This window comes from Methylobacterium guangdongense (assembly GCF_038442355.1).
Classification (GTDB): Bacteria; Pseudomonadota; Alphaproteobacteria; order Rhizobiales; family Beijerinckiaceae; genus Methylobacterium; species Methylobacterium guangdongense.
The window spans coordinates 230,757-255,663 of sequence record NZ_JBBXMX010000002.1 but is presented as its reverse complement, the minus strand read 5'-3'; the positions used below and the strand labels follow the sequence as shown (position 1 = coordinate 255,663).

23 protein-coding genes are annotated in these 24,907 nt (G+C 70.1%); 15 read left to right on the top strand and 8 right to left on the bottom strand.

Going from position 1 to position 24,907, the window contains the following annotated elements:
- Positions 1 to 1,239 (bottom strand): metallophosphoesterase family protein, encoded by a 1,239-nt coding sequence (locus AAHG09_RS04990; RefSeq protein WP_342105780.1) that lies wholly within the window; start codon positions 1,237 to 1,239, stop codon positions 1 to 3.
- A gap of 435 nt (positions 1,240 to 1,674) precedes the next feature.
- Between AAHG09_RS04990 and AAHG09_RS04985 the strand changes: the two genes are divergently transcribed.
- Entirely contained in the window at positions 1,675 to 2,457 is a 783-nt protein-coding gene (locus tag AAHG09_RS04985; RefSeq protein ID WP_342105779.1) for an endonuclease/exonuclease/phosphatase family protein, read from the top strand.
- Here AAHG09_RS04985 and AAHG09_RS04980 read toward each other — a convergent pair.
- The 3 genes from AAHG09_RS04980 to AAHG09_RS04970 all read right to left on the bottom strand — a co-directional run bounded on the left by AAHG09_RS04980 (position 2,375) and on the right by AAHG09_RS04970 (position 5,156).
- Positions 2,375 to 3,811, bottom strand: a complete 1,437-nt coding sequence (locus AAHG09_RS04980; protein WP_342105778.1) for a phospholipase D-like domain-containing protein — start codon at positions 3,809 to 3,811, stop codon at positions 2,375 to 2,377. The genes AAHG09_RS04985 and AAHG09_RS04980 overlap by 83 nt on opposite strands.
- A 65-nt stretch (positions 3,812 to 3,876) precedes the next feature.
- Complete coding sequence (locus AAHG09_RS04975; protein WP_342105777.1) at positions 3,877 to 4,185, bottom strand: hypothetical protein; 309 nt, start codon at positions 4,183 to 4,185, stop codon at positions 3,877 to 3,879.
- A 152-nt stretch (positions 4,186 to 4,337) separates the two neighbouring features.
- Entirely contained in the window at positions 4,338 to 5,156 is an 819-nt protein-coding gene (locus AAHG09_RS04970; protein ID WP_342105774.1) for an enoyl-CoA hydratase, read from the bottom strand.
- Between the two features lie 180 nt (positions 5,157 to 5,336).
- On the opposite strand from AAHG09_RS04970, the gene AAHG09_RS04965 reads away from it, so the two are divergent.
- On the top strand, positions 5,337 to 5,492 hold the full coding sequence (locus tag AAHG09_RS04965) for a DUF5993 family protein (protein ID WP_342105772.1): 156 nt from the start codon (positions 5,337 to 5,339) through the stop codon (positions 5,490 to 5,492).
- A gap of 14 nt (positions 5,493 to 5,506) precedes the next feature.
- Positions 5,507 to 6,067: a disulfide bond formation protein B gene (locus tag AAHG09_RS04960; RefSeq protein ID WP_342105771.1), complete on the top strand. Its 561-nt coding sequence runs from the start codon at positions 5,507 to 5,509 to the stop codon at positions 6,065 to 6,067.
- Positions 6,068 to 6,101: 34 nt separating this feature from the next.
- Here the strand turns inward: AAHG09_RS04960 and AAHG09_RS04955 are convergent, their stop codons facing one another.
- Positions 6,102 to 6,416 carry a hypothetical protein gene (locus AAHG09_RS04955; protein WP_342105770.1) on the bottom strand — a complete coding sequence of 105 codons (315 nt, stop codon included), beginning with the start codon at positions 6,414 to 6,416 and terminating at the stop codon, positions 6,102 to 6,104.
- Between the two features lie 402 nt (positions 6,417 to 6,818).
- Here AAHG09_RS04955 and AAHG09_RS04950 point away from each other — a divergent pair, with 402 nt between their 5' ends.
- Positions 6,819 to 7,235, top strand: a complete 417-nt coding sequence (locus AAHG09_RS04950) for a hypothetical protein (RefSeq protein WP_412759988.1) — start codon at positions 6,819 to 6,821, stop codon at positions 7,233 to 7,235.
- Positions 7,236 to 7,250: 15 nt separating this feature from the next.
- Here the strand turns inward: AAHG09_RS04950 and AAHG09_RS04945 are convergent, their stop codons facing one another.
- Complete coding sequence (locus AAHG09_RS04945) at positions 7,251 to 7,940, bottom strand: uracil-DNA glycosylase (protein ID WP_342105769.1); 690 nt, start codon at positions 7,938 to 7,940, stop codon at positions 7,251 to 7,253.
- A 245-nt stretch (positions 7,941 to 8,185) separates the two neighbouring features.
- On the opposite strand from AAHG09_RS04945, the gene hemH reads away from it, so the two are divergent.
- The 4 genes from hemH (at position 8,186) to AAHG09_RS04925 (ending at position 10,093) form a co-directional block, all read left to right on the top strand.
- Positions 8,186 to 9,271: a ferrochelatase gene (gene hemH / locus AAHG09_RS04940; RefSeq protein ID WP_342105768.1), complete on the top strand. Its 1,086-nt coding sequence runs from the start codon at positions 8,186 to 8,188 to the stop codon at positions 9,269 to 9,271.
- A gap of 91 nt (positions 9,272 to 9,362) precedes the next feature.
- A complete protein-coding gene (locus AAHG09_RS04935) occupies positions 9,363 to 9,521 on the top strand; it encodes a hypothetical protein (protein WP_342105767.1) in 159 nt (52 codons plus the stop codon).
- Positions 9,522 to 9,623: 102 nt separating this feature from the next.
- Positions 9,624 to 9,881 carry a type II toxin-antitoxin system ParD family antitoxin gene (locus AAHG09_RS04930; RefSeq protein ID WP_342105766.1) on the top strand — a complete coding sequence of 86 codons (258 nt, stop codon included), beginning with the start codon at positions 9,624 to 9,626 and terminating at the stop codon, positions 9,879 to 9,881.
- Positions 9,878 to 10,093, top strand: a complete 216-nt coding sequence (locus AAHG09_RS04925; RefSeq protein WP_342105764.1) for a type II toxin-antitoxin system RelE/ParE family toxin — start codon at positions 9,878 to 9,880, stop codon at positions 10,091 to 10,093. The genes AAHG09_RS04930 and AAHG09_RS04925 overlap by 4 nt, the downstream gene beginning before the upstream one ends.
- A gap of 109 nt (positions 10,094 to 10,202) precedes the next feature.
- Here AAHG09_RS04925 and AAHG09_RS04920 read toward each other — a convergent pair whose 3' ends face one another.
- Positions 10,203 to 11,138, bottom strand: a complete 936-nt coding sequence (locus AAHG09_RS04920) for a peptidylprolyl isomerase (RefSeq protein WP_342105763.1) — start codon at positions 11,136 to 11,138, stop codon at positions 10,203 to 10,205.
- A gap of 262 nt (positions 11,139 to 11,400) precedes the next feature.
- Between AAHG09_RS04920 and secA the strand changes: the two genes are divergently transcribed.
- The 7 genes from secA (at position 11,401) to AAHG09_RS04885 (ending at position 23,429) form a co-directional block, all read left to right on the top strand.
- Positions 11,401 to 14,286, top strand: coding sequence for a preprotein translocase subunit SecA (gene secA, locus AAHG09_RS04915; RefSeq protein WP_342105762.1), 2,886 nt, complete (start codon positions 11,401 to 11,403; stop codon positions 14,284 to 14,286).
- Positions 14,287 to 14,293: 7 nt separating this feature from the next.
- A complete protein-coding gene (gene bioD / locus AAHG09_RS04910; RefSeq protein ID WP_342105760.1) occupies positions 14,294 to 14,965 on the top strand; it encodes a dethiobiotin synthase in 672 nt (223 codons plus the stop codon).
- A gap of 173 nt (positions 14,966 to 15,138) precedes the next feature.
- Positions 15,139 to 17,082: a potassium transporter Kup gene (locus AAHG09_RS04905; RefSeq protein WP_342105758.1), complete on the top strand. Its 1,944-nt coding sequence runs from the start codon at positions 15,139 to 15,141 to the stop codon at positions 17,080 to 17,082.
- 158 nt (positions 17,083 to 17,240) lie between these two features.
- On the top strand, positions 17,241 to 17,645 hold the full coding sequence (locus AAHG09_RS04900; protein ID WP_342105756.1) for a CsbD family protein: 405 nt from the start codon (positions 17,241 to 17,243) through the stop codon (positions 17,643 to 17,645).
- 152 nt (positions 17,646 to 17,797) lie between these two features.
- On the top strand, positions 17,798 to 19,198 hold the full coding sequence (gene ahcY, locus AAHG09_RS04895) for an adenosylhomocysteinase (RefSeq protein ID WP_342105755.1): 1,401 nt from the start codon (positions 17,798 to 17,800) through the stop codon (positions 19,196 to 19,198).
- Between the two features lie 372 nt (positions 19,199 to 19,570).
- Complete coding sequence (locus AAHG09_RS04890; protein WP_342105754.1) at positions 19,571 to 22,120, top strand: sensor histidine kinase; 2,550 nt, start codon at positions 19,571 to 19,573, stop codon at positions 22,118 to 22,120.
- Between the two features lie 76 nt (positions 22,121 to 22,196).
- Positions 22,197 to 23,429 carry an MFS transporter gene (locus AAHG09_RS04885; RefSeq protein ID WP_342105752.1) on the top strand — a complete coding sequence of 411 codons (1,233 nt, stop codon included), beginning with the start codon at positions 22,197 to 22,199 and terminating at the stop codon, positions 23,427 to 23,429.
- Positions 23,430 to 23,567: 138 nt separating this feature from the next.
- On the opposite strand, the gene tolB is transcribed toward AAHG09_RS04885, so the two are convergent.
- Entirely contained in the window at positions 23,568 to 24,905 is a 1,338-nt protein-coding gene (tolB, locus tag AAHG09_RS04880) for a Tol-Pal system beta propeller repeat protein TolB (RefSeq protein WP_342105751.1), read from the bottom strand.
- Positions 24,906 to 24,907: the final 2 nt, after the last annotated feature.

The following is a 24,907-nucleotide window of genomic DNA, read 5'->3' as shown; positions in this document are numbered from 1 at the left end:
TCAGCAGTGCCGGCCGGTGAGGCGGCCGATAATCAGCGCCTCGGCCTCCGCGCAGAGCGCGTCGAACTCGGCCTCCAGATCCGCCTCCGCGGCGACCGCGGCGGGCATCCGGCCGCCGATCTCCGTCAGGGCGGCCTTGGCCCGGCTGCGGAACTCGGGATCGCGGTCGAGGTCGGCGAGCAGGGCGGCCGGGTCGATGGCGGCGCCGGAGGAATCGATCGCGGCGGGCGGCCGGCGCGTCTCGATCTTGAGGCGTTCGAGCCAGAGATCCTCGTGCAGCCGGTGGGCCGCGGCCTGGATCTCGGCGGTGACCGATTCCCGGTCGGCCGCCAGGGCATCGTGGGCCTTCGTGGTGCCGGCGAGATGGACGCGCACCAGCACGAGCCGGTTCGCGGCGAGGCCCGCAAGCGGGCGCAGGGCCGCCTCCACGGCCTCGATGGCGGCGCGGGTATCGGATGCCTCGGCGAGATCCACCGCGACCCGCTCGAACCGGGCGCGGTCGAGGGCGAGGCGGGTCAGGCCGGTCACCCGTCCGTCGGCCACTTCGACCAGGACGGCGCCCTTTTCTCCGCATTCGCGGATGCTGCGGCCCTGGAGATTGCCGGGGAACACGATCCAGGGATCCCGGGACAGCTCGGCATATTCGTGGATGTGGCCGAGCGCCCAGTAATCGTAGCCGCGGCCCGCGAGGTCGGCGAGCGAGCAGGGCGCGTAGGTCTCGTGGGCGGCGTGGCCGGTGCAGGAGGTGTGCAGGATCCCGAGGTTGAACCAGCCCGGCAGGGCCGCCGGGTAGGTCAGCGACAGGTTCTCCTCGACGGCCCGGCCCTGGAAGCTGCGACCGTGCAGGGCGACGCGCAGGGCCTCGATCCGGTGGGTGCCGGCGCGGTTGGCCGGGAAGACGTGGACCGAGGGCGGCAGGGTGATGGCGCGGGTGATCACGCTCTCGGCGTCGTGGTTGCCGCGCACCAGGATCGTCGGGATCCCGGCGCGGTCGAGGCGGCCCACCTGCCGGGCGAAGAACAGGCCGATCGTGTTGTCGGCCCAATCGCCGTCATAGACGTCGCCCGCCACGACCACGAAGGCGACCCCGCGCTCGATCGCCTGGGTGACGAGATCCTCGAAGGCCTGCCGCCCGGCCGCGGCGAGGCGGCGGGCGAGATCCGCGTCGCGGGTCGCGAGGCCCGAGAGCGGGCTGCCGAGATGCAGGTCCGCCGCGTGGATGAAGCTGAAGGCTGACATCGGGCCGGGGGTCTGTTGAACGTCCGGGATCCACGCTTGCCCCGGGGCGGGCGGTGTGGAGGCTGGCTCTTAGGCTGGGCGCGGGGGGCGGCTCAAGGGCGACGACGCGCTCACAGTCTGGGACGTGGCGATCCTCTCGATGGCGGGCCGCTCGCGCGGCACTTTTCGGGCTGGGTCCCGGATCGCATTCCGCTATCGCTGCATGCGCCCGGGAAAAGGCGTCGCGTTTCATTCCCAGTGCCCCCATTCCCGGACAGGTGGAGCGACAGCGGAACCTGATCCGGGATCCAGCAGGGGAAGCGCCGCGATAGCGGCACAATCGTCCATCCCGAATCCCCCGTCGTTCCCCCAAAGCCCATCGAACACCGAGGCCCCACGCGCGTTACAGCGGGGCGGTGGCGGGAGCGCCGCGCGGTGAGGTACGTGTCCGGCCCAATGACCATCGCTGCACGCCCAGGCCGCCTCGGCCCGACCACGGTCCCCATTTCGCCGACCCGGCTGGCGGAGGCCCACGCGCCGTTCAAGATCGTGAGCTGGAACCTGCTGCGGCGCACCGGCGCGGCGGTCGACGACGTCGCCGCCCTGGTGGCGCGGGAGAAGCCCGACCTGCTGCTGATGCAGGAAGCGACGCGCGCCATCGGGTTCCTGCTGGACCGGATCGGCGGCCACTATGCCTGGGCACCCCTGCCGGGGCGGATCCACGGACTGGCCATGTGGAGCCCGACCCCCTGGCCGGCCCCCCCGCGGGTGATCACGCTGCCCTCGGGCGCCCTGGTCCACCGGGTCTGCCAGATCCTCGATCTCGGCACCTTCGGCGTCGCCAACGTCCACCTGTCGCACGGGCAGATGCTGAACCGGCGCCAGCTCCGCCGGATCGTCTCCGAGCTGCCCCCGCGCGCCGCCGTGCTGGGCGACTACAACATCGTCGGGCCCGCGATGATCCCGGGTTTCCGCGATGTCGGGCCCCGGCGGCCGACCCACGCGATGGTGGAGGTGCTGCCGCTGCGCCTCGACCGCTGCCTCGCCCGCGGCCTCGTCTGCCACGACCACGCGGTCCTGCCGCGGGGCCGCTCCGATCACCGGCCGATCGTCGTCCATCTCGGGCCGGCGCCGGAGGCGCACGCGCCCGGCCGGCTCAAAGGTATGGCAGCAGCAGTCGCACGCCTGCGTCGCGGAGACGGACGGGCATCGACCGCGCGGCGAGATCCTCACGGCTGAGCCGCGTCTCCATCTTGCCCCGCATGAAGGCGTCGAGCTCGGCGGCGAGCGCCGCGTCGATGATCTCGACGTTCAGCTCGAAGTTCAGCCGGAAGCTGCGCATGTCCCAGTTGGCGCTGCCGACGAAGCACCAGATCTCGTCCACCACCATCACCTTGGAATGGTCGAAGGGGGGCTCGTCGAGCCAGACCCGGACGCCGGCCCGGAGCAGCGGGTCGAGATGGGCCCGGGTCGCCCAGTCGATGAAGTGGTGGTCGCTGACCCGCGGGATGATCACGTCGACGGTGATGCCCCGGGTCGCGGCCTGGGCGAGGGCGCCGGTGATGAGCTCGTCCGGCAGGAAGTAGGGCGTCACGAACCGGACGGTTTTCCGCGCACAGGCGAGGGCCTGCAGGATGACCTGCTCGATCTTCTCCACGTCGGCATCCGGGCCGGAGGTCACCGCCCGGGCGACGCTGTCCCCATCCGGCTCGAGGTCGACGAACCACGGCGGCCCGTCGAGGTTCTCGCCGGCCACGAACGCCCAATCGGCCGCAAAGGCGGCGGCGAGCTGCTCCACCACGGGGCCGGTCAGCCGGTAATGGGTGTCGCGGATCGGATGCGCCGGCTTCAGAGCGACGCGGTTCGCGTGCCAGATGTTCAGCCCGCCCGTGAAGGCGATACGCCCGTCGACGATCAGCAGCTTCTTGTGCGAGCGGAGGTTCAGGAACGGCATCCGCCAGGGCAGGGCCGAGTGCATGAACAGGGCGGCCGGCACCCCGGCGGCGGTCAGGCGGCGGTAGACGGGCGCCCGGAAGTAGCCGCCGCCGATCCCGTCGATGATGACGCGGACCTGCACACCGCGCGCTTGCGCCTCCACCAGGGCGTCGCAGAATTCGAGGCCGGTGGGATCGTCCTTGAAGATGTAGCTCGACAGGCCGATGCTGGCCTCGGCCTCCCGAATGGCCGCCAGCATGGCCGGGTAGCCCGCGTCGCCGTTGCGGAACATCTGCACGGTGTTGCCCGCGAAGGCCGGCAGGCCGGTGATGCGCCGGATCGCCCGGTCGAGGGGCCAGAGCGCCTCCGGCACGACGGCGTCGTCGGTGTCGGGCAGATGCGCGGCGTCGGAGGGCTTGGTCCGCAGCCGCCGGGCCCGGCGCGAGACGCGGTTGATGCCGAAGGTCAGGTAGAGCGCGGTGCCGAAGATCGGCGACAACCACGCGAGGCCGATCCAACCCACCGCCACGCTGACCCGCCGCTTGCGCTGCAGGGCGTGCAGCGTGACGCCGATCGCCAGGATGAAGCCGATGATCGCCTCAACGTCGGACCGCATCAGGGCGGTCGACTGAAGCCATCGCAGGAGCGCGTTTTCCAAGGTCTCGGCATCCGGTTCGCGGGTGATCGCGCCGGATATAGGCGAAGGACGCGCAGCAGCGCAGATTAATCCGCTGTCTTGGCCGGATGCGCGAGACCGGCTTCGGCCGGGTGATCGCAGCGATAGGGGCCGCTGCCATCGAGGGCGGCGTACAGGACGCGGCCCCCGGACCGGATGCAGCGCGCCTTCGCCTCGGCGTAGGGCCGGTGGAAGCTCCAGATGGTGATCATCGGCCCCACCATGGCGATGCAGACGCCGCCGAACACCAGGGCGGCGGCCCAGGTCGCACCGTTGCGGTTCGGGCGCGGCGGACGCGGCGGCGGCATGGCGCCGTAGAAGGCCAGCGTCAGACCGAACAGGTCGATGGTGCTCATCAGCCGTTCCGCGTTGAGGGCCGCGTTGCGGGCCGCGTCGAGGGCGGCGGGCTCAGGTTACCCGCACGCATCTGCAATCCTAGGGCAGGGCGCCGCCAGAACCTACGCGCACCAGGCCGCCGGGCCTGCGTCCTATCGCGCCACGCCGTCGGTCACGGCTCCCAGCGCGGCGGGCGCTTGCCGAGGAACGCGTCGATCCCCTCCTGCGCGTCGGCCATCATCATGTTCCGGACCATGACGTCAGCCGTGTAGGTGTAGGCCTCCTCCAGGCCCATCTCGATCTGCCGGCCGAAGGCCTCCTTGCCGATCGCCAGGACGCGCCGCGCCTTGCCGGCGATGCGGGTCGCCAGGGCATCGACCGCCGCGTCGAGCTCCGCCTGCGGCACGACGCGGTTGACGAGGCCGATCCGCAGCGCCTCCTGTGCGTCGATGGGCTCGCCGACCAGCAGCATCTCCAGCGCGGCCTTGCGCGACACCGCCCGGGACAGGGCGACCATCGGGGTCGAGCAGAACAGGCCGATCTGCACCCCCGGCGTGGCGAAGCGCGCCGTCTCGGCGCAGATCGCGAGGTCGCAGGTGGCGACGAGCTGGCAGCCGGCCGCGGTGGCGATCCCGTGGACCCGGGCGATCACCGGCTGCGGCAGGCGCGTGAGGCTCAGCATCAGCCGGGCGCAGGCGCGGAACACCGCTTCCGTCGCCGCCCGGGACGGGTCGGCCCGCATCTCCTTGAGGTCGTGCCCCGCGCAGAAGGCTGGGCCCGCCCCCTGCAGGACGACGACCCGCACCGCCGGATCGTCGCGGATCGCGTCGAGCGCGTCCTGCAGGGCTGCCATCAGCGCCATCGACAGGGCGTTGCGGGCCTGCGGGCGGTTGAGCGTCAGGGTCGCGACGCCGTCGGCATCGCTGCGCAGCAGGATCGGAGACTGCGGATCGTGCGCGACGGACGGGACCGGCGCAGGGGCGGCTGTCATGGGGCGTCTCCCGATGCCGGTCGACCTTCCGGGGCGCCAGCGCTTCGGCGCACAGGTAGCACGCGGATCGCCGGCCTGCGACGCCAGCGCGACAGGTCCGCGAAAGCTTGGACCCGCATGCGGGCCCGCTCAAGCGTCGGACCGGCCCCCCGGCCCCGCAGACAGACGGAGAAGACTCATATGATGGTGCTGCCGTTCGTCGGCTTCGCGGGCAGCGTGGCCGCCTTGATCGCCGGGCGGCGCGGCCTCGCCATCGGCCTGTGGCTGGCCGCGCTGATCGGCACGCTCGCGCTCTACGCGGTCCACGCCACCTCGACGCTCAACCTCGCCTTCTAAGCGGAGCCCCCGCCATGACGCTGCTTCACGCCCGCACGCTCAACGCCCTCGGATTGCTGGGCTGCTGCGCGATCCTCCTGGTGGCGTTCGGCTGCCAGTTTGCACTCGGCGAGCTGCCGTGCCCACTCTGCCTCCTGCAGCGGGCGGCCTTCGCGGCTTCGGGCGTCGGCTTCGCGCTCAACGTCCGATTCGGCCCCCGGCCGTCGCATGACGGGATCGCGATCCTGAGCGCGATCGCCGGTGCGGCCGTCGCGGCGCGGCAGGTCGCCCTGCATATCGTGCCGGGAACCGGCGGCTACGGCGCGACCCTGTTCGGCCTTCACTTCTACACCCTCGCGCTGATCGCCTTCGTGGCGCTGATCGGGGCGGTGGGCGTGCTTCTGCTGATCGCCGATCGGGTCCGGCCCGAACCCCTGGTTGGGCGGGGCGCCGGGACCTTCGGGACGGCCTGCCTCGTGCTGTTCCTCGGCGTCGTCGTCGCCAATGCCGTCTCGACGGCGGCGGAATGCGGCACCGGCCTGTGTCCGGACGACCCCACGCGCTACGAGGCCCTCGACGCGTGGCTGGGCCGATAGACCCCCTTCGAATCGGCCCGGCGCGCGCCGGGTTTCAGGCCAGCTCGGCCAAAGCCAGGTCGAGGCTCGCGAAATCGGCCCCCGGGCCGTTCCACCAGAGGGTCGGGCAGGTCGCGAGGCGGCCCATCACCGCCGCGTAGGTATCCGCCAGATGCGTGTCGGCGATCACCAGGGCGGCTCCGGCCAGGCCCTCGGCCAAGGCTTCGCCGCCGCGGCCGGCGAGGCAGGTCACGCGCAGGCCGATGCGGGTCAAGCCGAGGCGCATCGCCTCCGCCTGTCCGAGATCCTGCACCAGCAGCGCGACGCTCTCCCCCGCCTGCAGGCCTTCGCCCCAGGCCCAGCGGGCCATGCGGTGCGGACAGATCGTGACGGAGGGCGCGGGATCAGTGCGCCGGGCGCCGATGCCGGGGAAACGCCCCTCGGCGGCGTGGGGCGCCGGCAAGGGAAGGGGGGCGACAGGTGTTTCGAGGCCGAACATGCGATGCAGACCGCCTGGATCCGGATAAACCATGGTGTCTGGCGTGACGCGAGCCGGTTAACACTCTGTCTCACCGCCCGAGGCGATCGGAACAAGAGCCGCATTTCGGCCGTTATCACGCCCTTCGTTGGTCCTATGCCCAACGAGGCATGAAGGCCGAACGGCGCATTGTCGTCAAATTCGGTCGCAGTGGCACGGCGTTCGGCCCGGCCTATGTCGGATCCGTCGAGGGCGGCCCGTCAGAGGCCGCCGCCACCGAGGAAACCGATCCGCATGCGCCACGCCGCCCTGTCCGCCGCCGCCCTGATGATCGCCGCCCTTCCGGCGCAGGCGCAGATCCGAAACGCGCCGGGCCCGCGGGCCCTGGAATTCGCCGCCTACATCTTCGCGGCCTCCAATGTCTGTGGCTACCGGATCGGCAGCGACCAGTTCGAGGGGCTGCTGGCCAAGCAGAACGTGCAGATCGCGGACGTCCAGCCGCGCGGGCCGTTCGGCAACCGGGTGCAGACGATGTTCACGCTGATGTCGAACCAGATGCAGCAGAACCGCGATCAGGCCTGCCTCGCGGTGGCGGGCGAGTACGGGCCGGAGGGCACGGTCGCCAAGAACGTGCTGCTGCCGGCTGGCCAGGAGGCGCCGGCCAAGCCCGCGGAGCCCGCCAAGCCCGCGGAGCCCGCCAAGCCGCAGTGATCGGCGCGTCGAGGCCTAGCCCAGCCGCCATTCGATCGGCCGGCCCCCATGGTCGGCGAGCCAGCGATTGGCCCGGCCGAACGGGTCCGATCCCGGAAAGTCCCGGGCGCGGTTGAGCGGGGAGGGGTGCCCGCTCTCGAACACGCCGTGGCGGGTCCGGTCGATCAGCGTCGCCCGGGCGCGGGCCTGGGCGCCCCAGAGCAGGAACACGGCGGGCTCCGGCCGGGCCGAGACCGCCGCCACCGCCTCGTCGGTCAGCCGCGCCCAGCCGAACCGCAGATGCGCCCCGGCCTTGCCGGCCTCGACCGTCAGTGCGCTGTTGAGCAGCAGAACACCCTGCCGGGCCCAGGCGGTGAGGTCGCCGCCCGCGACGCGGTCGGACCCCGCCTCGGCCAGGATCACCTTCAGCGAGGCGGGCAGGCGGCCCGATCCCACGAACGAGAAGGCGAGGCCGTTGGCATCGCCCGGGGTCGGGTAGGGGTCCTGGCCGAGAATCACCGCGCGCACCGCCGGCAAGGGCGTCTCCGTCAGCGCGCGAAACACCTGGGCCGGGGCCGGCAGCACGCGAGCGCCCGCCGCGATGCGTTCGTCCACCCGGGCCGCCACCGCTTCAGCCGCCCCCTCGGTGAAGAAGGGCATCGCCAGCCAGGGTGAGCCGGAGGCGCGGAAGGCCGCGAGGGCATCGGCCACGGGTTTCGCGCTCATCGAATCTCCAGGTGTTCCGGCAAGAGGCTCGGTTGCAGCGCACGGCCCAGCGTGTTTAGGGACAGGGGTCGTGCGTGCGGCTCCGGTGCGGCATGTCGCATCCGGTCTTCGCCGGGCGGCATCGCACCCTACATGGAAGCACAACCCGACGGGTTAAGCCTCCGGTCCAGGCCCCAGCGTGCGCGCCGGCCACCGGATATCTGTAGCCAGAAGAAGGACTCGGCGCGCGGCGCCGGAACGCTGCCATGAACGAACGCGTCGAACCTGCCGCTGCGCTGGCGAATGGCCGTCCCCTCGCCCCGCGCCAGCCCGGGGCCGACACCCTGCCGGCCGACCATCCGAAGGTCGCCTGGGGCCGCGTCGGCGTCCTGCTGATGAATCTCGGCACGCCGGAGGGCACGAGCTACTGGCCGATGCGCCGGTATCTGAAGGAGTTCCTGTCGGACCGGCGGGTCATCGAGGTGTCGCGGCTGATCTGGTGGCCGCTGCTCAACCTGATCATCCTGACCAAGCGGCCGGGGCCGAAGGGCCGCGATTACGCCAGCGTGTGGAACAACGCGCTGAACGAGGGACCGCTCAAGACCACCACCCGGGGCCAGAGCGAGCGCCTCCAGGCCGCGATGGGCGATTCGGTCGTGGTCGACTGGGCGATGCGCTACGGCAAGCCGGAGGTCGCGGGCCGGATCCAGGCGCTGCTCGACCAGGGCTGCGACCGGATCCTGCTGGTGCCGCTCTATCCGCAATACGCCGCCGCCACCTCGGCCACCGCCTGCGATCAGGCGTTCCGGGCCCTGATGGACATGCGCTGGCAGCCGACGGTGCGGGTCTCGCCGCCCTACCACGACGATCCGGTCTACATCGCCGCCATGGCCGATTCGATCCGGGAGGGGCTCGCCAAGCTCGATTTTGAGCCGGAGGTGATCCTCACCTCGTTCCACGGGGTGCCGCGGAGCTACCTGCTCAAGGGCGACCCCTACCATTGCCAGTGCCACAAGACCGGCCGGCTGATCCGTGAAGCCCTGGGGCTGTCGCCGGACAAGATGCGCGTGACCTTCCAGTCCCGCTTCGGCAACGAGGAATGGCTCAAGCCCTACACGGACGAGACCGTGATGGAGCTGGCCAAGTCCGGCGTGAAGCGGATGGCGATCGTGGCGCCGGGCTTCACGGCCGATTGCCTGGAGACCCTGGAGGAACTCGACGGCGAGAACCGCCACTATTTCGAGGAGAATGGGGGCGAGCGCTTCGCCTACATCCCGTGCCTGAACGACACCGACCTCGGCATGAAGGTCATCGAGCACGTGGTGCGCCGGGAGCTCCAGGGCTGGATCTGAGAATCGGGTCCGGGCGCGCTTGCTGCGCGGCCCGGGCGGCCTATTCTTTTCCTAAGCCGGGCAATTCCTCGACTCGGCGCTGGAGGATCCCATGGCGTTCTTCATCGGCATCGCGTGCCCCTGGCTGCTGATCGCGGTGCTCGACCGGATCGCCGAAGGCCGCCGCACCAGCGAATTGGCGGCCCTGGGCGTCACGCCGCCGGCCGCGCCGGCGCAGTCGAGCTACCTCGTGCCTGATCGGCCTTACTGACGTTCGCGCCGATCGAAGCGCGGCACGAAGTTGCGCTTTCCGGTGGCCGGTCTCGACGGGCATTGATAACCCTGTCGCGATCCGCTCCATCAGGAGGACGCAATGATCCGTGCCGAACTCGGGGACCAGCTTGAGGCCTTCGTGCTGCGGCTGGTCGCAACCGGCCCGTACACGTCGGAGAATGAGGTGCTGCGGGAAGGGGTCCGCCTGATCCGCGACCGGGAGGCGGACCTCGCCACGTTGGATCAATCGATCACGACCGCCCTCGCTCAGGCTCAGGGCGGCCAGACCAAGCCGGCTGAAGAGGTTTTTGACCGGCTGGAGCGCAAGTATCGCGCTCTGAGTGGCGACACAGAATGATTGTCCGTTTCACGGACGCAGCGGAACACGATCTGGAAGCGCTCGGCGACTACATTGCGCAGGATGATCCTGAGCGCGCCCTCAGTTTTGTGCGGGAACTGCGGGTGGCGTGCCTACCGCTGGCGGATTTCCCCGAGCGCTTTCCGCTGGTTCCACGCTACGAAGATCGTGGCGTCCGCCGACGGGTGCAGGGTGGTTACCTGATCTTCTAGGGTAGAGGCCGATCAGGTCGTCATCCTGCACATCCTGCGTGGCACGGTGGATCATGCCACACGCCTATTCCCATCCTGATCACATCGAACCGTCCGACCGGCACCCCGATCAGGGCTTCTTCGTCTCCGGCGCCGGCTGAGCCGCCTCGGCCGGCGCATCGGGCCGAACGATCTTCGCCTCCGCGCGCAGCTTCAGGATAAGGTCCTGCTGCGCCTTGCGGATGAGGTGCTGGTCGATCTGCTCCTTCAGCTCGTCGAAGGTCGGCTGCGGCTTGGTCCGCTTCTCCTCGACCTTGATGACGTGCCAGCCGAACTGCGTCTTCACCGGGTCGGAAACCTGCCCGGCCTTCATCGCAAAGGCCGCGTTGGCGAAGTCCGGGACCATCCGCTCCTTGGTGAACCAGCCGAGATCGCCGCCCTCGGCCTTCGAGCCCGGATCCTTCGAGGTCTCGGCCGCCACCTTGGCGAAGTCCTCGCCGCCCTTGATCCGTGCCGCGATCTTCTTGGCCTCGGCCTCGTTGTCCACCAGGATGTGGCGGGCGTGCACCTCCTCCTCGGGCTTCATCAGCTTGACGGTCTGATCGTAGATCGCGTGCTCGGCCTCAGGGGTGACGGCGCGCTTGGCCTCCTGCTCCAGGTAGTCGTCGAGCAGAAGCTTGTCGCGGAAGTAGGCGAGCTTGCGCTTGAACTCCGGCGTGTCGCCGATCTTGGCGGCCTCGGCTGCCTGCGCGCCGACGCGCAGATCGACCATGTAGTCCACCAGCAGGTTCTGCTTCTGCGCCTCGTCGACGCCCGGAAGCGACAGGGCCGGATCGTCGGCCGCGATGGCGAGGTCGCCCTGCGTGATCGGCTTGCCGTTGACGCTCGCCACCGTCGTGTCCGGCCCCGCGGGAGCGGCAGGCACCGCGGCGGGGGTGTTCGCGGCGGGCGTCGCGGCCGGGGCCTTCTGGGGCGCGGGCTGGGGGCTTTGTGCCAGCGCGAGCCCCGGCAGCGCGATCAGGACGGCGAGCGCGCTGACGCGCCGGAGCAGGGCGGTATGGGGCATCGGGCGAAGACCTCGGCTGACATCTCGTGGCCGTCCCGGATCGGGCCGGGCGGCGGGCCGCGGCACAGGTGGCCCGCGTCGCGCGAGAAGGCAAGCGCGGCGGTTCCGCCGCTGGCGGAACCGTGACCGCACCGGAAGGCGTTGAGGGGCGCCCCTTTCAGGTGCACCGGGCGATGTTTACCTCTATAAGCCCGGCCAACTCCGCCCAGGCCGGCCCGCCACGCGTCCAGCGTGGGCGGGCTCGCGCGTCCGCAGGTCCACGATGCTCGGCTCGATCGCCAAGAAGATTTTCGGCTCCTCCAACGACCGGCGCGTCAAGGGCTACCGCCCCCGCGTGGCGCAGATCAATGCGCTGGAACCGGAGATCCAGGCCCTGTCGGACGAGGCCCTGCGCGCCCGCACCGACATGCTGCGGGCCGAGCTCGCCGGCGGCAAGAGCCTCGACGACATCCTCGTGCCGGCCTTCGCCACGGTGCGGGAGGCGGCCAAGCGGGTCTTCGGCCAGCGCCACTTCGACGTGCAGCTGATCGGCGGCATGGTGCTGCACGAGGGCGGCATCGCCGAGATGAAGACCGGCGAGGGCAAGACCCTGGTGGCGACGCTGCCGGTCTACCTCAACGCGCTCGAGGGCAAGGGCGTCCACGTTGTCACCGTGAACGACTACCTCGCCTCGCGTGACGCCGAGTGGATGGGCCAGCTTTACCGCTTCCTGGGCCTGTCGGTCGGCACCATCGTCCACGGGCTCGACGATGCGCAGCGCAAGGACGCCTATGCCTGCGACATCACCTACGGCACCAACAACGAGTACGGGTTCGACTACCTGCGCGACAACATGAAGTACGAGCTGTCCCAGCTGGCGCAGCGGGGGCACAACTTCGCCATCGTGGACGAGGTCGACTCGATCCTGATCGACGAGGCGCGGACCCCGCTGATCATCTCCGGCCCGGTGGACGACCGCTCGGAACTCTACGTGGCGGTCGATGCGCTGATGCCGCGTCTGCGCAAGGAGTTCTACGACCTCGACGAGAAGCAGCGCACCGTCTCGCTGACCGAAGAGGGCAACGAGTTCATCGAGGAGGCGATGCGCGAGGCCGGCCTCCTCAACGAGGGCGACCTCTACGACGCCCACAACGTGACGCTCGTCCACCACGTGACCCAGGCGCTGCGCGCCCACACGCTGTTCACCCGGGACAAGGACTACATCGTCAAGAACGACGAGGTGGTGATCATCGACGAGTTCACCGGCCGCATGATGCAGGGCCGGCGCTACTCGGAGGGCCTCCATCAGGCGCTCGAGGCCAAGGAGCGGGTCACGATCCAGCCCGAGAACCAGACGCTGGCCTCGATCACCTTCCAGAACTATTTCCGGCTCTACAAGAAACTCGCCGGCATGACCGGCACGGCCTCCACCGAGGCCGACGAGTTCGCCGAGATCTACAAGCTCGACGTGGTCGACATCCCGACCAACAAAGAGGTCGAGCGCGTCGACGAGGATGACGAGGTCTACCGCACCGTCGGCGAGAAGTACGAGGGCATCATCGCCGAGATCGACAAGGCGCATAGCCGCCACCAGCCGATCCTGGTCGGCACCGGCTCGATCGAGAAGTCCGAGCACCTCGCCGAGATGCTCAAGAAGGCGGGCTACAGCCTGCTCGACTATTCCGACCCGAACGCTTTGACCGACGTCTACGCCGCCGCCCGCGAGGGCCGCGTCACCAAGCGCTTCGCCGTGCTGAACGCCCGCTTCCACGAGCAGGAGGCCTACATCGTGGCCGAGGCGGGCGTGCCGGGCGCGATCACCATCGCCACCAACATGGCCGGCCGCGGCACCGACATCAAACTCGGCGGCAACATCGAGATGCGGGTCGAGAAGGAACTCGCCGGGATGCCGGAGGGGCCGGAGCGCGACGCGCGGATCGAGGCCATCAAGGCCGAGATCGCCGAGAACCGCGCCAAGGTGCTGGCCTCGGGCGAGAAGGCGGATCCGGAGGCGGGCCGCAAGAAGGATCTGCCCGGCGGCCTCTACATCATCGGCACCGAGCGCCACGAATCGCGGCGCATCGACAATCAGCTCCGCGGCCGTTCCGGCCGCCAGGGCGATCCCGGCCGCTCGAAGTTCTACCTGTCGCTTCAGGACGACCTGATGCGGATCTTCGGCTCCGACCGCATGGACGGGATGCTGCAGAAGCTCGGCCTGGAGCAGGGCGAGGCGATTATCCACCCCTGGATCAACAAGGCGATCGAGAAGGCGCAGCAGAAGGTCGAAGCCCGCAACTTCGACATGCGCAAGAACGTGCTCAAGTACGACAACGTCATGAACGACCAGCGCAAGGTCGTCTTCGAGCAGCGCCGCGACTTCATGGGCCAGGAGAGCGTCCGCGAGACCGTGGACGAGATGCGCGAGGGCGTGATCGACGATCTGGTCGCCCGCCACATCCCGGAGAACGCCTACGCCGAGCAGTGGGACGTCGCCGGCCTGCACGAGCAGGTGAAGGAGATCCTCAACCTCGACGTGCCGGTGGAGGAGTGGGCCAAGGAGGAGGGCATCGCCGACGAGGAGATGCGCGAACGCCTGCTGAAGGCCGCCGAGGAGGCCTACGCCGCCCGGACCGAGAAGAACGGCGCCGAGGTCACCGCCTATATCGAGAAGCAGGTCCTGCTCCAGACCCTGGATCACCTGTGGCGCGAGCACCTCGTGACCCTCGACCACCTGCGGCAGGTGATCGGCTGGCGTGGCTTCGCCCAGCGCGACCCGCTGAACGAGTACAAGTCCGAGGCCTTCGACCTGTTCAACGGCCTCGTCACGGCCCTGCGCGAGCAGGTCACCGCGCAGCTCTCGCGGGTCGAGATCATGTTCCAGGAGCCGCAGGAACAGTTCCCGGCCGGCGGGCCGGCCCTGCCGCCGATGTTCGCCCAGCACCTCGATCCGGTCACCGGCGAGAACGAGATGGACTATGCCGGCTCGGGCAGCGATGGCGGTGGCGGCCCGGCCTACGGCTTCGCCGCCCAGGGCCTCGCCGCGGACGGCGCGGTGCTGGAGCGCGACCCGCAGGATGCCGGGACCTGGGGCCGCGTCGGCCGCAACGAGCCCTGCCCCTGCGGCTCGGGCAAGAAGTACAAGCACTGCCACGGCAGCCTGCAGGCCTGAGGCCGCCATGGCGGCCCGGGCGGTCTTCATCGCGGGGGCCGGCACCGAGATCGGCAAGACCTACGTCACCGCGGCGCTGACCCGGCGCCTGCGGGCGCAGGGCCGGCCGGTGCGGACCGTGAAACCCCTGGCGAGCGGCGTCCCACCGCTGGGTGATCCGGGCTTTGCCGAGAGCGACACCGCCCGCCTCCTCGACGCGCAGGGCATCGCCCTCGACGCCGAGGCGGTGGAGGCCTGTTCGCCCTGGCGGTTCTCCGCGCCGCTCTCGCCCGATCAAGCGGCCGTGCTGGAGGGGCGATCCCTGGACCTCGGCGACCTCGTCGGCTGGTGCCGCACCCAGATCGCCGTCACGCCGGGCACGCTGCTGATCGAGGGGGTCGGCGGCCTGATGAGCCCTGTGACCGAGACCGCCACCGGCCTCGACTGGCTGCGGGGCCTCGCCGTTCCGGCGGTGCTGGTCTCGGGCAGCTACCTGGGGGCGATCAGCCACGCGCTCACGGCCTGCGAGACCCTGCGCCGGTACGACGTGCCGCTGCGCGCCGTGGTGGTCAGCGAGAGCGCGGGCGCGCCGGCCCCGGCCAGCACCGTCGCGGCGTCGATCGCCCGCCACGCCGGCGCGGCGGTCTTCTGCCTGAGGCGTGGCGAAGGCTGCCCCGAGGCGCTGGCGGATCTGATCTGAGCCGGGCGCTCCATCGCAGCGATGCGAGCGGTTATCCCCTCACGTCCCCGTGTGGGACCGCTTGCATGTTATACCGTGGACGCCCGATCGCTGGACGACCTCGAACAAACCCTTAACTGTCGAGCCAGATCGCCTCGCCCGGGTCCGGGCAGGTCCGTGCGGGAGTTGGTGCGTTGAGTCAGTCCCTCGCCCCCGCCGCGGAGACCAGTGCCGACACCGATGCGGACGGCGGTACGTCCGCCCACAACCGCCTGCGGCCGGCCCTCGTGCTCGGCGCGCTGGGAGTGGTGTACGGCGATATTGGCACGAGCCCGCTCTACGCGTTCAAGGAGGCCGTGAAGGCCGCCACCAGCGGCGGCGCCTCGGTGCCGGCGGCGGCCACCGGCGCGGTGTCGCTGATCCTGTGGTCGCTGATCCTGATCGTGTCGCTCAAATACGCGGTGCTGATCCTGCGCGCCGACAATCGCGGCGAGGGCGGTATCGTCGCCATGCTGGCGCTGCTCGGCGCCCGGCAGGCGCGGCCCGGCTCGTGGAAGGCGCTGCTGCTGGTAGTCGGGCTCGTGGGGGCGGCCCTGCTCTACGGCGACGGGGCGATCACGCCGGCGATCTCGGTGCTCTCAGCAATCGAGGGGCTGAAGGTCGACGCGCCCTCGCTCGGGCCGTACGTGGTGCCGATCACGATCGTGATCCTGGTCGGGCTTTTCCTCGTCCAGCACAAGGGCGTGGCCGCCATCGGCCGGGTGTTCGGGCCCGTGATGCTGGCCTGGTTCATCGTGCTGAGCCTGCTCGGGATCATCGGGATCGTGCAGAAGCCCGAGATCCTCGCCGCCGCCAATCCGCTCCGGGCGCTGGACTTCATGCTCCATGCGGGCCTGCCGGTGAGCTTTGCCATGCTGGGCGCGGCGTTCCTGGCGGTGACGGGCGGCGAGGCGATGTATGCCGATCTCGGCCATTTCGGCGCCCTGCCGATTCGCCTGGCCTGGTTCGCCCTCGTGCTGCCCGCTCTCGTGCTGAACTATCTCGGCCAGGGCGCGCTGCTGATCGCGGCGCCGGACGCCCTGGAGAACCCGTTCTTCCGCCTGTGCCCCGACTGGGCGCATTATCCCCTCGTCGGCCTCGCCACCATGGCGACGGTCATCGCCTCGCAGGCGATCATCTCGGGCGTGTTCTCGCTGACCCAGCAATCGGTGCAGCTCGGCTTCCTGCCGGCGATGCGCATCGTGCAGACGGCCCGGGAGGAGCGCGGGCAGATCTACGTTCCGGTGGTGAACTGGCTGCTCGCCCTCGCCACCCTCGTGGCGGTGGTGATGTTCGGCTCCTCCGACGCACTGGCCGGCGCCTACGGCATCGCGGTGTCGATGCTGATGGGCATCACCACGCTGCTCGCTGCCCTGATCGCGCTTCGCTGGGGCTACAACCCGATCCTGGTCTTCGCGGTGAACGGCTTCTTCCTGATCATCGATCTGATCTTCTTCGCCGCCAACAGCGTGAAGATCCTGGAGGGCGGCTGGTTTCCCCTGGTGCTCGCCGGCTTCGTCGCGCTGATGATGCTGACGTGGAGGAAGGGCAACGACCTGGTGGAGGACGCGCGGGCCGCGCTACGGCAGCCCGAGGATGTATTCCTGGCCGGGCTGCAGCACCAAGACCTGCTGCGCCTGCCAGGGACGGCGGCCTTCCTGTCGGCGGCCGAGCATGGGATCCCGCTGCATCTCTCGCGCTTTGTGGAGCGCAACCACGCCCTGATGGAGCGCATCCTGATCATCACGGCGCTCTACGAGGAGACGCCGACCGTCCCGCAGGAGCAGCGTGCGCACGTGACGATCCTGGCGCCGGACTTCTACCGGGTGATCCTGCGCTACGGCTTCATGGAGGAGGCCTCGATCCCGGAAGGCCTGGCCTGCGCGGTCGAATCGCGCCACCTGCCGCCGCACGTGCTCGACGACATGACGATCTTCGTCGGCCACGAGACGATCATCCCGAAGGACGACGCGCGGGGCATGGCCTCCTGGCGGGAGGGCCTGTTCGCCTTCATGCAGCGCAATGCCGAGCGCACCGGCGCCTTCTTCGGCGTGCCGACCCGGCAGGTGGTGGAGGTGGGGACCGAGATCGAGATCTAAGGGGCGCGGCGGCCGCTCCGCGATCGGTCTCTCCGCGCGGAGCGCACCGAAACGTGTGATTCGCCCCACGGTCCAAGCGGAACCGTGAGCCCCCCGCCTCGTTCCGCCCCGACGCAGGCGGTGCGCCATCCCGGCGCACGCCGGATCGGAGGGACACGATGAACAGAGATCATCTCGAAGGCGGTCTCCGCCATCTGGGGGGCCGGGCCAAGACGGCGGCGGGCGCGATCCGCGGCAATCCGGGAAGCCAGCTCGACGGCGCCTACGACCAGGCGGCCGGCGCCGCGCAGTACGCCTACGGCGAGGCGCGCGATGCCGTGCGTGACCTGCGCCACGGCGGCGAGCACCTCGTCGAGGAGGGCCGGAGCCGGTTCCGCGAGGCCAGCGCGCGCGGCCGCGAACTGGCCGACGAGGCCGTCGAACGCGGTCAGCACTACCGGGACCGCGCGGTCCGCCACGGTCGCCACCTCGCATCGCGTGCGGATGAGAACCGCGGCACGACCCTCGCCCTGGTGGCCGCCGTCGCGTTCGCCGTCGGCTGGCTGGCCCGCCCGACCCGATAGGCGGCCTCCGCTTTCGCGGCCGGCGGGACGGCATCGCGGCCGCCCCGCCGGACGGAACGTATAAAGACATCTTTATGTCTTGATTGCTTCGCGGCCCGCGAGGTGGTAGAGGCTCGCGCCGAACCCCACCGCGAACACGGAGCCGTTGCGACATGGCCAAGGATTACATCGTCAAGGACATCGGGCTGGCCGATTACGGCCGCAAGGAGATCTCGATCGCCGAGACGGAGATGCCGGGCCTGATGGCGGTCCGCGAGGAGTACGGCGCGGCGCAGCCCCTGAAGGGCGCCAAGATCGCCGGCTCGCTCCACATGACGATCCAGACCGCGGTGCTGATCGAGACCCTGAAGGCGCTGGGCGCCGACATCCGCTGGGTCTCCTGCAACATCTACTCGACCCAGGACCACGCCGCCGCCGCCATCGCGGCCGCCGGCATCCCGGTCTTCGCCGTGAAGGGCGAGACCCTGGAGGAGTACTGGGACTACACCTCGCGCCTGTTCGACTGGCATGACGGCGGCATGCCGAACATGATCCTCGACGACGGCGGCGACGCGACGATGTTCGTCCATCTCGGCCTGCGCGCCGAGAACGGCGACACCGCCTTCCTCGACAAGCCCGAGAGCGAGGAGGAGGAGGTGTTCTTCGCGCTGCTCAAGCGGAAGCTCGCCGAGAAGCCGAAGGGCTGGTTCGCGGGCCTCGCCGACAGCATTAAGGGCGTCTCCGAGGAGACCACCACGGGCGTTCACCGCCTCTACGTGCTGGCCAAGGAGGGCAAGCTGCTCTTCCCGGCGATCAACGTGAACGATTCGGTCACCAAGTCGAAGTTCGACAACCTGTACGGCTGCAAGGAGTCGCTGGTCGACGGCATCCGCCGCGGCACCGACGTCATGATGGCCGGCAAGGTCGCCATGGTCGCGGGCTTCGGCGATGTCGGCAAGGGCTCGGCCGCGTCGCTCCGCAACGCCGGCTGCCGCGTGCTGGTGTCGGAGATCGACCCGATCTGCGCGCTCCAGGCCGCCATGGAGGGCTACGAGGTCGTGACCATGGAGGATGCCGCGCCGCGCGCCGACATCTTCGTCACCGCCACGGGCAACAAAGACATCATCACCATCGAGCACATGCGGGCGATGAAGGACCGGGCCATCGTCTGCAACATCGGCCACTTCGACAATGAGATTCAGGTCGCCGGCCTGAAGAACCTGAAGTGGTCGAACATCAAGCCGCAGGTGGACGAGATCACCTTCGCGGACGGCCACCGCATCATCCTCCTGTCGGAGGGGCGCCTGGTGAACCTCGGCAACGCCACCGGTCACCCGTCCTTCGTGATGTCGGCCTCGTTCACCAACCAGACGCTGGCGCAGATCGAACTCTGGTCCAACCCGGGCAAGTACCAGAAGCAGGTCTATACCCTGCCCAAGACCCTCGACGAGAAGGTCGCCGCCCTGCATCTGGAGAAGATCGGCGTGAAGCTCTCGAAGCTGCGCCCCGATCAAGCCTCCTATATCGGCGTGTCCGAGAGCGGCCCCTTCAAGCCCGAGCATTACCGCTACTGAAGCCTGGGCGGGCGCGGCGACGCGCCCAACCAACGGTTGCAGATTCGGCGGTCGGTGCGGGCTTTGCCCCCCAACGACCCGCTGCCCCAGGAGGCCCGGCGCACTGCGTCGGGCCTTCTCGTTTGTCAAGCTGCGTATGCGTGTTCGGACTGTGTCTTCTGTGTGTCGTTAACGACTGATTATGCACGTCGATCAAAAGCCACGCTTCGTTCCCCTTCCGGCTGGATTCCTACGCACGGTAGAGTGCCTGCGAATCTTTGATCGATGGGGCCGCGCCGGTTCGGGAGAATCGCCGCGGGGACGGTGCGTCCTGCGCCGCGCGATGGCGCGCGCCGTGTGCATCGCCGTCGAGGGCTGGGGGCGGGGCAAAGCATGGGTGTCGGTCGGACGACCCACATTCGAATTGGCGTGGGTGCGCTCGCCCTCACGACGGCGAGCGCCGCCCTGGCCGAGCTGCCCGACGCGCCGGCGGGGCACGCGACGCGCGAGATCCACAGCGTCGCCGCGCTGGCGATCTTCGGCGGCCTCGTCGTCTTCGCGGTGATCCTGTCCCTGCTTCATCTCTACGAGCGCAACCGCTGGACCCGGCGCGAGCGCGAGCTGGCCGCCGCCCTGGACGTGCTCCGCGGCGCCCACGACCGCGCCGAGATGCTGCTCAACGCCGAGCGCCAGATCATCGTGACCTGGGACCGGCGCAGCGAACCGGTGGTTGAGGGCGACATCAGCCTCGCGATCAACGGCGAGCGGCCGGCCTCAGGCTATGCCCGCCGCGTCCTGGCCTTCGGGACATGGCTCGTCGCCGCGGACGCGACTGCGGTCGAGGCCGCGGTGGAGACCCTGCGGACGCGCGGCACGGGCTTCACGCTGAGCCTGCGGACACAGACCGGCCGCAGCATCGAGGCGCACGGGCAGGCGGTGGCAGGCCGGGCGCTGCTGCGCCTGCGCGAGACCAGCCAGGAGCGCAGCGAGATCGCCGACCTGCGCGCGACCCTGGACGAGACCCGCCGGGGCCTCTCAACCCTGTCCGGGCTTCTCGATGCGATCCCGCAGCCGGTCTGGCGGCGCACCCGCGAGGGCAGCCTGAGCTGGGTCAACGCCGCCTACGTCAACGCCGTGGAAGCGGAGAGCCGCGAGGCCGCCCTCGATGCCGGCCTGGAGCTGTTCGACCGGCCGGCCCGCGAGACCATCGCCCGCGAGGAAGCCGCCCGTGCCGCCGGCCTGACCCGCAGCCTGCCGCGGCTCTCGGCCATCGTGGCCGGCAGCCGGCGCATGCTCGACGTGTTCGAGACCAGCCTCGACACCGGCCGGGTCGGCATCGCCATCGACGTGTCGGAGCTTGAGAGCGTCCGCGCCGACCTGCAGCGGCAGATGAACGCCAACGTCCGCACCCTCGACCAGCTGCCGACCGCGGTGGCGATGTTCGACGTGTCGCAGCGGCTGATCTTCCACAACGCCGCCTATCGCCAGCTCTGGGACCTCGATCAAGCCTTCCTCGACAGCCGCCCGTCCGACGGCGAGATCCTCGATCATCTCCGCGCCAAGCGGAAGCTCGAGGAGCACGCCGATTTCCGCGGCTGGAAGCAGGGCGTGCTCGCCGCCTACCGGGCCGCGGAGGCGAACCAGACGTGGTGGTACCTGCCCGATGGCCGGACGCTCCGCGTGGTGGCCGATCCGAATCCGCAGGGCGGGCTGACCTACCTGTTCGATGACGTCTCCGACCACCTGAACGCGGAATCCCGCTACAACGCCCTGCGCCGCCTGCAGGCCGAGACCCTCGACACCCTGGCCGAGCCCGTCGCGGTGTTCGGGGCCGACGGACGGCTGACGCTTGCCAACCGCGCCTTCCTCACCGTCTGGCGGCTCGATCCCGCCCTGGTGGAGGAGCGCCCGCACGTCGATGCCGTCATCGCGGCTTGCCGGGAACTGGCCCCCGCGGAGGAGCCCTGGCTCGACATTCGCGACGCCGTGGTCGGCCTCGAATCCCGGACGGCCCGTTCGTGCCGCCTGGATGTCGCGGACGGCTCCGTGCTGGACTGTGCCGCCCAGCCTCTGCCCGAGGGCGCCACCCTGTTGACCCTCATCGACATCACGGCGAGCGTGAATGTCGAGCGGGCGCTGACCGAGAAGAACGACGCCCTGGTGAAGGCGGCGCAGCTCCGCGACACCTTCGTGCACCATGTCTCCTACGAGTTGCGATCGCCGCTCACCAACATCATCGGCTTCACGCAGCTCCTGGGCGACGAGACGGTCGGCGCCCTCAACGAGCGGCAGCGCGAATACGCCGACCACATCATGCGCTCCTCGGCGGCGCTCCTCGTCATCATCAACGACATCCTCGACCTCGCCTCGATCGATGCCGGCTCGCTGGAACTTCAGCGCGAGGACATGGACGTCCAGGCCTCCATCGAGGCGGCCGTACGCGGGATCGAGGACCGACTCGCCGAATCGCGCATCACCCTCTCCCTCGACGTCCCGGAGGATATCGGCAGCGTGCATGCCGACGGGAAGCGCGTCCGCCAGATCCTGTTCAACCTGCTCTCGAATGCGGTCGGCTTCTCGGAGGCCGGGCAGCGCGTGGAGGTCCATGCCCGCCGCGACGGCCAGGATCTTCTCCTGAGCGTCCGGGATTACGGCCGCGGCATGCCCCCCGAGATCGCCGATTCCGTCTTCAACCGATTCGAGAGCCATACCCTCGGCACGCGGCACCGGGGGGTCGGGCTGGGCCTCTCGATCGTCCGCTCCTTCGTGGAACTGCACGGGGGCCGGGTCCATCTGGAGACCACGCCCGGCGAGGGAACCTGCGTGATCTGCACGTTTCCGCTCGATCCGACGGCCCGGCCCCGCCGCGAGCCGGTTCTGGAGGTCCGGTCCCCGGCTCCCCCGGCCGCGGCTGCGCGGAAGCCGGGACTGGCGCTGCATTAGGCGCTTCGACAGGCAAATTGGCCGGCGCCACAACCGTCAGGGTTGATTCTTCCGTCGGCACCGCGCAGCAGGGGGCATGTCCAAACAGGATCGCTCCGGCTGGGCCGTCTTCGGCATCGGCGACTTCCGCCTGTTCGGCGCCGCCCGTTTCCTGACGGGCCTCGCCTACCAGATGCAGGCGGTGGCGATCGGCTGGTTCGTCTACGACCTGACCCACTCCGCCCTGGCGCTCGGTCTCGTCGGTCTCGCGGGCTTCCTGCCGGCGATCGTCTGCGCGTTGATCACCGGCCATGTCGCGGATGCCTACGACCGCCGCCTCGTCGGCGCCGGGGCCTTCGCGCTCCAGAGCGTGGCGAGCTTCGGCCTGCTCGCCTGCGCCCTGTCGGGCGTCCACGTGGTCTGGCCGATCTACGCCCTGGTGATCCTCGTGGGCACCGCCCGGGCCTTCGCCAACCCGGCGCTCCAGGCCCTGCTGCCGACCCTGGTGCCGCCGGCCCAGTTCAGTTCGGCCATCGCGTGGAACGCCTCCCTCTGGCAGAGCGCCTCGGTGATGGGCCCCGCGCTCGGCGGGTTCCTCTACGCCCTCGGGCCGGCGGTCGTGTTCGGCGGGGCGGCAGCGAGCTTCGCGCTTGCGAGCCTGCTGACGGTGCTGATCCGCTTCCGGCCGGCATCCATCAGCGAGCGGCCACCCATCACCTGGGCGGCCCTCTCGGCCGGGATCGCCTATATCCGCTCGCAGCCCGTGGTGCTCGGCGCGATCAGCCTCGACCTGTTCACCGTCCTCCTCGGCGGCGCCACGGCGCTGCTGCCGATCTATGCCGGGGAGGTGCTGCATGTCGGCCCCCTCGGGCTCGGGGCGCTGCGCAGCATGCCGGCCTTCGGGGCGGTCACGATGGCGGTGCTGCTGGCGAACTATCCCCTGCGGCGCCACGCCGGTCTGCGCATGCTCCGGGCCGCCGCGGTGTTCGGTGCCGCCACGGTGGTGTTCGGCCTCTCGACCTCGCTGCCCCTGTCGATGGCCTGCCTGTTCGTCACCGGCGCCGCCGACATGATCTCGGTCTATGTCCGCCAGACCTTCGTGCAGGGCGAGACGCCCGACGCCATGCGGGGGCGGGTCTCGGCGGTGAACACGGTGTTCATCGGCGCCTCGAACGAACTCGGCGAGTTCGAATCCGGGGTGCTGGCCGCCGCGATCGGGGCGGTGCCCGCGGTGGTGGTGGGCGGCGCCGCGACGGTCGGGGTTGCACTGCTCTGGGGCAGGCTGTTTCCGGCACTCAGGGATCGGGACCGGTTGATGGTGCAGGGGTGACGGCGATTATCCCTCGGCGGCCTCGTTCGGCGCGCAAAAGGGATAATCCCAGTCGGATCAACGGCTTCTGACGGCGCGCTGACAACCCTGATGCAGCTCGGCGAATGAGGGACTGGTGAGCCGGGCTCCCCGCCGCCCTTAGCGCCCGCCGAGCAGCGGCGACCAGGTCGGATCCGACGCGTAGGCCGGGGTCGGGACCGGCTGCTCGACCTTGCCGGTGATGTCGACCATGAACAGCTTGCCGCCGCCCTGGCCGCCGGGATCGCGGAAGAAGAGCACGTACTGGCCGTTCGGCGCGAAGGTCGGGCCCTCGTTGTGGAAGCCCTCGGTGAGGACGCGCTCGCCGGTCCCGTCGGGCTTCGAGACGCAGATGGCGAAGCCGCCGTTGCGCTGGCGGGTATAGGCGATCAGGTCGCCCCGGGGCGAGAAGGCCGGCTGCGAGGCCGAGCCGGCGCCGAAGGTGATCCGGTGCGGGTTCGAGCCGTCGGCGCCCATCACGTAGACCTGCTGGGAGCCACCGCGATCGGATTCGAAGGCGATCTGCGATCCATCCGGCGAGTAGGTCGGCGAGGTGTCGATCGCCATGCCGTTTGTGATCGAGCGCTGCGCCTTCGAGGCGAGGTCCATGGTGACGATGTCGGCGTTGCCGCCCTGCTGGACGCTCATCACGATCTTGCGGCCGTCCGGCGAGAAGCGCGGGCTCGCGCTCATCGAATCGACGTTGCCGAGCGCCTGCCGCGATCCCGTCTCCAGGTTGATCATCTGGACCCGCGGCTGGTGCCCGTTGGCCTGCGCCATGAAGGCGATGTCCTGGGTGGCCGGCGAGTAGCGCGGCGCCACGATCGACATCTCGCCGCTGGTGATCGCCCGGACGTTGGCGCCGTCCTGGTCCATGACCATCAGGCGCTTGCGCCGGTTCTCCTTCGGGCCGGTCTCGTCCACGAAGGCGATGCGGCTGTCGAACCAGGGGCCGAGGCCCGTGATCTTGGTGTAGACCGCGTCCGAGATCAGGTGACCGGTGCGCCGGACGTTGGCGGCGTCGGTCCCGTATTGCTGGCCGGTCATCTGCTGGCCGGAGGTCACGTCCCAGAGCCGGAACTCGACCTTGACCCGGCCGGACTCGCGGACCACCCGGCCGGTGACGAGACCCTGGACGCCGGTGGCGCGCCACTTCTCGAAATTCGGCGCCGCATCGAAGTTCGGCTGCTCCGGGAAGCGCCCGTGGTCGAGGGGCGTGAAGTAGCCGGAGCGGCGCAAATTGTTGGTCACCACGCCGGAGACGAGGCCGGCGAGGCTCGGGTCGCCGCCGAAATCCGCGATGGCGATGGGCATCGGCTGGAAGTTGCCGCCGCCGATGCGCAGCTGCAGCTGCGCCTGGGCGGGCCCGGCCAGGAAGGCCGTCAGCAGGGTGAAGACCGCGATCAGACGCGCGGCGAAGGACGTCGGGAGGCGCCCGGCGGAGGGTAGGTGCAGCATGG

Coding starts and splice junctions, on each gene's coding strand:
- AAHG09_RS04990 (WP_342105780.1), bottom strand. CDS start 1,239: ATGTCAGCCTTCAGCTTCATCCACGCGGCGGACCTGCATCTCGGCAGC.
- AAHG09_RS04950 (WP_412759988.1), top strand. CDS start 6,819: ATGCGCCACGCCGCCCTGTCCGCCGCCGCCCTGATGATCGCCGCCCTT.
- AAHG09_RS04900 (WP_342105756.1), top strand. CDS start 17,241: ATGAACAGAGATCATCTCGAAGGCGGTCTCCGCCATCTGGGGGGCCGG.
- AAHG09_RS04885 (WP_342105752.1), top strand. CDS start 22,197: ATGTCCAAACAGGATCGCTCCGGCTGGGCCGTCTTCGGCATCGGCGAC.
- bioD (WP_342105760.1), top strand. CDS start 14,294: ATGGCGGCCCGGGCGGTCTTCATCGCGGGGGCCGGCACCGAGATCGGC.
- AAHG09_RS04930 (WP_342105766.1), top strand. CDS start 9,624: ATGATCCGTGCCGAACTCGGGGACCAGCTTGAGGCCTTCGTGCTGCGG.
- AAHG09_RS04985 (WP_342105779.1), top strand. CDS start 1,675: ATGACCATCGCTGCACGCCCAGGCCGCCTCGGCCCGACCACGGTCCCC.
- AAHG09_RS04925 (WP_342105764.1), top strand. CDS start 9,878: ATGATTGTCCGTTTCACGGACGCAGCGGAACACGATCTGGAAGCGCTC.
- AAHG09_RS04945 (WP_342105769.1), bottom strand. CDS start 7,940: ATGAGCGCGAAACCCGTGGCCGATGCCCTCGCGGCCTTCCGCGCCTCC.
- AAHG09_RS04975 (WP_342105777.1), bottom strand. CDS start 4,185: ATGAGCACCATCGACCTGTTCGGTCTGACGCTGGCCTTCTACGGCGCC.
- ahcY (WP_342105755.1), top strand. CDS start 17,798: ATGGCCAAGGATTACATCGTCAAGGACATCGGGCTGGCCGATTACGGC.
- AAHG09_RS04935 (WP_342105767.1), top strand. CDS start 9,363: ATGGCGTTCTTCATCGGCATCGCGTGCCCCTGGCTGCTGATCGCGGTG.
- AAHG09_RS04890 (WP_342105754.1), top strand. CDS start 19,571: ATGGGTGTCGGTCGGACGACCCACATTCGAATTGGCGTGGGTGCGCTC.
- AAHG09_RS04960 (WP_342105771.1), top strand. CDS start 5,507: ATGACGCTGCTTCACGCCCGCACGCTCAACGCCCTCGGATTGCTGGGC.
- AAHG09_RS04955 (WP_342105770.1), bottom strand. CDS start 6,416: ATGGCCCGCTGGGCCTGGGGCGAAGGCCTGCAGGCGGGGGAGAGCGTC.
- AAHG09_RS04920 (WP_342105763.1), bottom strand. CDS start 11,138: ATGCCCCATACCGCCCTGCTCCGGCGCGTCAGCGCGCTCGCCGTCCTG.
- secA (WP_342105762.1), top strand. CDS start 11,401: ATGCTCGGCTCGATCGCCAAGAAGATTTTCGGCTCCTCCAACGACCGG.
- AAHG09_RS04965 (WP_342105772.1), top strand. CDS start 5,337: ATGATGGTGCTGCCGTTCGTCGGCTTCGCGGGCAGCGTGGCCGCCTTG.
- tolB (WP_342105751.1), bottom strand. CDS start 24,905: ATGCTGCACCTACCCTCCGCCGGGCGCCTCCCGACGTCCTTCGCCGCG.
- hemH (WP_342105768.1), top strand. CDS start 8,186: ATGAACGAACGCGTCGAACCTGCCGCTGCGCTGGCGAATGGCCGTCCC.
- AAHG09_RS04970 (WP_342105774.1), bottom strand. CDS start 5,156: ATGACAGCCGCCCCTGCGCCGGTCCCGTCCGTCGCGCACGATCCGCAG.